Source organism: Paenibacillus maysiensis (assembly GCF_000520815.1).
GTDB lineage: Bacteria > Bacillota > Bacilli > Paenibacillales > Paenibacillaceae > Paenibacillus > Paenibacillus maysiensis.
This window is the reverse complement of the sequence record NZ_ASRY01000299.1, coordinates 1-5163: the sequence shown is the minus strand read 5'-3', so window position 1 is coordinate 5163 and position 5163 is coordinate 1. Positions and strand designations below refer to the sequence as shown.

General features: G+C 43.3%; 4 protein-coding genes and 1 pseudogene. All 5 read left to right on the top strand.

Annotation, left to right across the window (positions count from 1 at the left end):
* Positions 1–440, top strand: a 440-nt coding sequence (gene isdC / locus L696_RS28945; protein WP_049827510.1) for a heme uptake protein IsdC, incomplete at its 5' end; no start/stop codon positions are given.
* A 71-nt stretch (positions 441–511) separates the two neighbouring features.
* Complete coding sequence (locus L696_RS0123350) at positions 512–979, top strand: NEAT domain-containing protein (RefSeq protein ID WP_025685806.1); 468 nt, start codon at positions 512–514, stop codon at positions 977–979.
* A gap of 32 nt (positions 980–1011) precedes the next feature.
* Positions 1012–1512, top strand: coding sequence for an NEAT domain-containing protein (locus L696_RS28940; RefSeq protein ID WP_049827509.1), 501 nt, complete (start codon positions 1012–1014; stop codon positions 1510–1512).
* 87 nt (positions 1513–1599) lie between these two features.
* On the top strand, positions 1600–4806 hold the full coding sequence (locus L696_RS0123345) for an NEAT domain-containing protein (protein WP_049827508.1): 3207 nt from the start codon (positions 1600–1602) through the stop codon (positions 4804–4806).
* Positions 4807–4964: 158 nt separating this feature from the next.
* Positions 4965–5163 (top strand): annotated as a pseudogene (locus L696_RS29890) (heme ABC transporter substrate-binding protein IsdE); the annotation flags it as partial.

Here is a 5163-nt window from a genome sequence, read left to right as displayed (position 1 = left end):
TTGTGTTAGCCGCTACGGCTTCTACAAAATTGGCGGATGGTACATACACGCTTAAATACAATATTCTCAAGGCCGAAAACGATTCTGTATCCATGGCTAATGATTATTTTGAGAAGCCAGCCAAGCTGTATGTAAAAAAAGGCCAAATGACCATGCAAATTAAGCTGAATCACAGCGAATGGACAACCGGGTTTAAAGTGGATTACAAAGGCAAAATTATCGACACAAAGGTCATTCACAAGGATACCAAAACCGATACCCGCACTGTACAATTTCCAATTATAACTGTGAACAGCCCGCTGATTTCAAAAATTCATGTTACCGTCCCTGCGTATAACTACGATCATGACTATACCATTCGCTTCGCTTTTGATTCCAAAAGTGTCAAAAAGGTAGCTGCCGACCAGTCAACGAAATCAACCAAATCTTCTAAAAAGTAAATTCAAGCAATCTTATCGTTCATGAAATCAACATAAATTCAAGCATAAAAAATGGAGGAGTGTGTGTAGATATGAATATGGTAATGAATCGCTTTGAGCAGTTTTCTTTCAAAAAGGTACTCGTTGCATTGATCATGACAGCGCTTGTTTTTGCGGTTATTGCTCCGTTCTCTGCTAAAGCGGCAGCAGCTGACGGCGCGTATGCAGTAGACTATACCGTTCTGAAAGATCAAACGAATGAAACCTCCCGTCTGGATAGCTATTTGACGAAGCCAGCTCAGGTTATTGTAGCTAATGGCAAAAATGTTGTTCGTTTGACTGTGAAAAGCAGCAATCTGATCACAACGTTCAAAGTGAAACAAAACGGTGTACTGCAAGATGCGACTGTGGTAAGCACAGATACTGCCAACAACACTCGCGTAGTGGAATTCGAAGTTGCTGACCTGAATGCTAAAGTCAACGCTTACGCTGAAATCACCATTCCAGTCATTGGCTACACAGGCAAGTATGACGTACAACTGCAATTCGACGAAATCTAATCCAAAATAAAACGTAAAAGGAGACTGAGAACATGAACATGATCATGAACCGTATGGAAAAATTGTCTTTAAAAAAAGTGATGCTGACTGTATTGATGGCTGCTCTGGTATTTGCTGTACTAGCTCCATTTTCTGCAAATAAAGCGAATGCGGCTTTGCCTAACGGTACGTACACCATTGATTACACAGTGTACAAAGATGGTACAACTTCACCTTCCTACATGGACACAGGCGGTTATGTGGCGAAGCCAGCTACCTTGATTGCTGCTAATGGTCAATACAAGGTTAGAGTGACGATTACCAAAAGCGCTTGGGTCACTGAATTCAAGACACAACAAAATGGTCAATATGTGAATGCAACTGTAGTCAGTACATCCGGTAATACAAGAGTGGTTGAGTTTCCGGTGAGCGATTTGTCCGCACCATTGAACGCTAAACTTCACGTAAGCGTACCAAAAGAATACACTGGCGGTGTGCCATACGATCACGATTACATCGTTCAATTTGGTTTTGATGAAGATACGATTAATTAATACAGAGACATTGCATGGATTTGAATACTCATTTGAAGTTCGGGAGAGCTTCAAATGAGTATATTTTAAGTAGGGGGATTAATACACTTGAAGAGGCAATTTAGAAAATACTTAATAACGTTAGCGACCTTTGCCATGCTGCTTTCGGTTGTGTTCCCGTTTGCACCAGTTGTATCTGCCGAGGATACTGTCACATCAACTGAATCTGGTGCGTCTGCAACCTCTGTGAGTGAGGATGTATATTCGATAGAACCAAGTATGACGGAAACAACCCCGATAGAGAACGAAACGGCACCATCGGGAGGTGTGGTTTCAGTTGCAGAGGTACAGAGCCCCAGCGTCATTCAGGAATCCAATAAATATTCAATTGAATATGCAGTGAAGAATAGAAAGACAGGCAACAATTCACCACAAGCTCTCTATTTTGTGAAACCAGCTACTTTTAAAGTAGAGTATAATGCGTCAGTCGGACAAGCTACGTATCATGTTTCTTTGAATATTGATAATCCAACAGAACCATTATTAACGGATTTTGTATTTAAACAAAATGGAGAAGGTATCTCTGCTCATGTTTCAGATTTGGTCCAAACAGGAGACAAGTATAATCAAAGATCTGTAACATTTGACGTGTATGATTTAACTCGGAAAATTGATGTGGATTTTAATTTTAAAAATATAAAGAGAGAAAACTCGATTGAATTTGATCCATCTACAATAAAGGTTGCAGAGGAGACGACTCCGCCTGTAACATCACCAGAACCCGAAGTTCCTTTACAACCAGGAAGCCTTGACTTCACGATTTTGACAGATAAATTGCAAGATGCTTCCGTTATGGACGGCTATGCTGTAAAACCAGCTAAACTGGTTCAAAAAGAGAGCAAATGGTATGTACAACTGACACTTAAAAACAGCAGTTGGATTCCATCCTTCCAAACAGAACAGAACGGAAAATACGAAGAAGCCACTACGGTATCCACTGAGGGTGACCAACGTACAATCGAGTTTGAAGTAGGCAATCTGTCTAACAAAGTAAACGCTTATACCCACGTTATCGTGCCTGGTTTGGAATTCGGCGGAGTACCATACGATCATTGGTACTATGTTCAAATCCAGTTTAACGGCAGTGTTACCCCTGATCCGGGTACACCTTCGACTTTGGTGGATGGAACGTATTCCATCAACTTTGATGCGCTGCACGCAACCAAGGACCAAGCCTCTTCGATGGCACGGTACTTGGTGTCGCCAGCAACATTGACAGCGACTAAAGGCAAATATGAAGTGTCCATCCAGATCAAGGACAGTGCAACGATAACGAAGTTTAAAACCGAACAAAACGGAACGTTAACGGACGCAGGCACTGTGAGTGAGGATAAAGCAGCCGATACTCGCATTGTGAAGTTCCCAGTGGCTGATTTGGATGCCATTTTAAATGCGCAGGTTCATGTTAGTACCAGCTACAACGGAACCGCTTATGAAATGGATCATGCGATCCGCCTCAAATTCGACCGTAGCAGCATTGCGGTTAAAGGAACGGATGGCGGTACAACTCCTGGGGCTGAGAACGGCAGATACAGCATTGATTTCTCTGTACTCAAAAATGGAAGCAATGAAATATCTGTGATGGATGGTTATATGCAAAAACCAGCCACTCTATTGAAGCAATCCGGCAAAAATTTGATCCAGATCAAAATGGACAAGAGCAGCTGGATTAAGACGTTCAAGGTAAACGGTGCAGAGGCTCTGGTTATTGATCAATCGACCTCCGCAGATACAAGAACCGTACAATTTGAAGTCGCAGATCTATCGGATAAAGTTTCAGTGAATACACATGTCATCGTACCGGGTCTGGAATTGGGTGGCATCCCTTATGACCACGTATATGATGTGCAGTATCAATTCGAGCCTGCTACCATTCGCAGCTTTGTCGAACCGTCCTCTTCAGGGTCACCAGATCCAATCGCCAAATTGGATTTTGACAAGCTCGCTAATGGTAAATATGTTTTGAAATTCAGTATTGTTTTAGCGGATGGAACAACAGGAGAGAATTCTCCGGCTCAACGCTTTATTGCCAATGAACCAGCGCAATTGGTTGTGGAAGGCGACAAACGGTTTGTTGGTCTAAAGCTGCAAAAAAGCAACGAAGTGAAGGCATTGCGCATTTGGGATACTGCAAGCGGAGGCTACAAAGACGCAGAAGTGACCCAGGAAGATGCAGCAAGCAATACCAAGAACGTTCGTTTTGGCGTAAGCGACTTTAAGAACAACGTAAAAGTACAACTGGTTGTCTACGAAGCTCCGAAGGTAGCGAGTGCTGCTCCGATGGTCTTCAAAGCTGAGGATCGTGTGGAGAAGGTATACGATTTTGAATTCAAATTCGATACTAGCGATGTAACGTATTACAACGATAAAAAGACAAGCGAAGTTGAAAAAGGGAAAAGCAATTTAGCCGATGGAGAGTACACAGCGAATTTCCGTGTGCTGGCGAACGGAACAGACAAGGAATCCCTTGTAGCTCCTTTTGTACAGAGTCTCGCGAAGCTGGTTGTGAAGAATGGCAAAGTGCAAGCACATCTGACCGTTACGGACAATCAGGCTCTGAAGCTGTTCCAAACAGACTTTGAAGGCCGTTATGCCAACCCGACCGTTGTTGGTTCCAACACGAAAGGTGACACGCGCACCATCGCTTTTGAAGTGCCTGATCTGGACAAAAAGCTGAGCGTGTACACACAGGTATACCTGCCTGAGAAATTCATTTTGAATGAAAAATTCGGCGGACAAATTCAATTTGACCGTGCATCGCTTAAAGGTGAGGGACTCAATGCAGCTACAACCGCACCAGCTACTGAGCGGACAGCAGAAACGCCAACACCTGTGGCTGAAACGAAACCTGTAGTTGAGCAACCAGCTCAAACCTTAGCTTCCGAAAAGCAATACACGATCAGTTACAATGTATTTAAAGATAAAACGAGCGAAGCTTCCGTCATGGATGGATACCTCGACAAGCCAGCCACACTGATTGAAAAGGGAGACAAGCGTTATATTCAAGTTACTTTGAAAAATAGCTCTTGGATGCCTGTTCTTCAAGTGGAGCAGAACGGTAGCCTGAAAGATGTGGAGGTCATTTCGACATCCGGCGATACCCGTGTCGTTCAATTTGAAGTCGGGGACTTGTCTCAGAAAATCAGTGCTTACACACACGTCATTGTGCCTGGCTTGGTCCTTGGCGGAGTGCCGTATGATCACTGGTATACAGTTCAGTTTCAATTTGATAAAGCAAGCCTGAAAGCAAAATAACATCAGGACGCAGGAGCATCATACCTGCTTCAATAACAGAATAGCTTGTATGCAAGCAAGTCTTGGTGCCCTGGCATCAAGACTTGTCAGCATTTCATTACCCGAAAAGTTGAGGCTCATGCTGCTTCTATATTTTGAATTGAGGTGACTGGATTTTCATGAAACGGTATATAGCATCGGCTCAAGGAAGATCGTTTTGTTTTTATATGTTAATCGGCATCGTGATCTTGTTGCTGGCCGGATGCTCGGGAGGAACAACACAGGCCGGACAGAATCAGAGCGATGGTTCAAAATCAGCGGCAATATCTAATGCAACCGGAAAGTCGTCTGATGATCAAGCTCAAGCTCCGCGTATTG

What these genes read in the sequence shown, in the direction of transcription:
- L696_RS0123350 (WP_025685806.1), top strand. Translation starts at nt 512, where the DNA reads ATGAATATGGTAATGAATCGCTTTGAGCAGTTTTCTTTCAAAAAGGTA.
- L696_RS28940 (WP_049827509.1), top strand. Translation starts at nt 1,012, where the DNA reads ATGAACATGATCATGAACCGTATGGAAAAATTGTCTTTAAAAAAAGTG.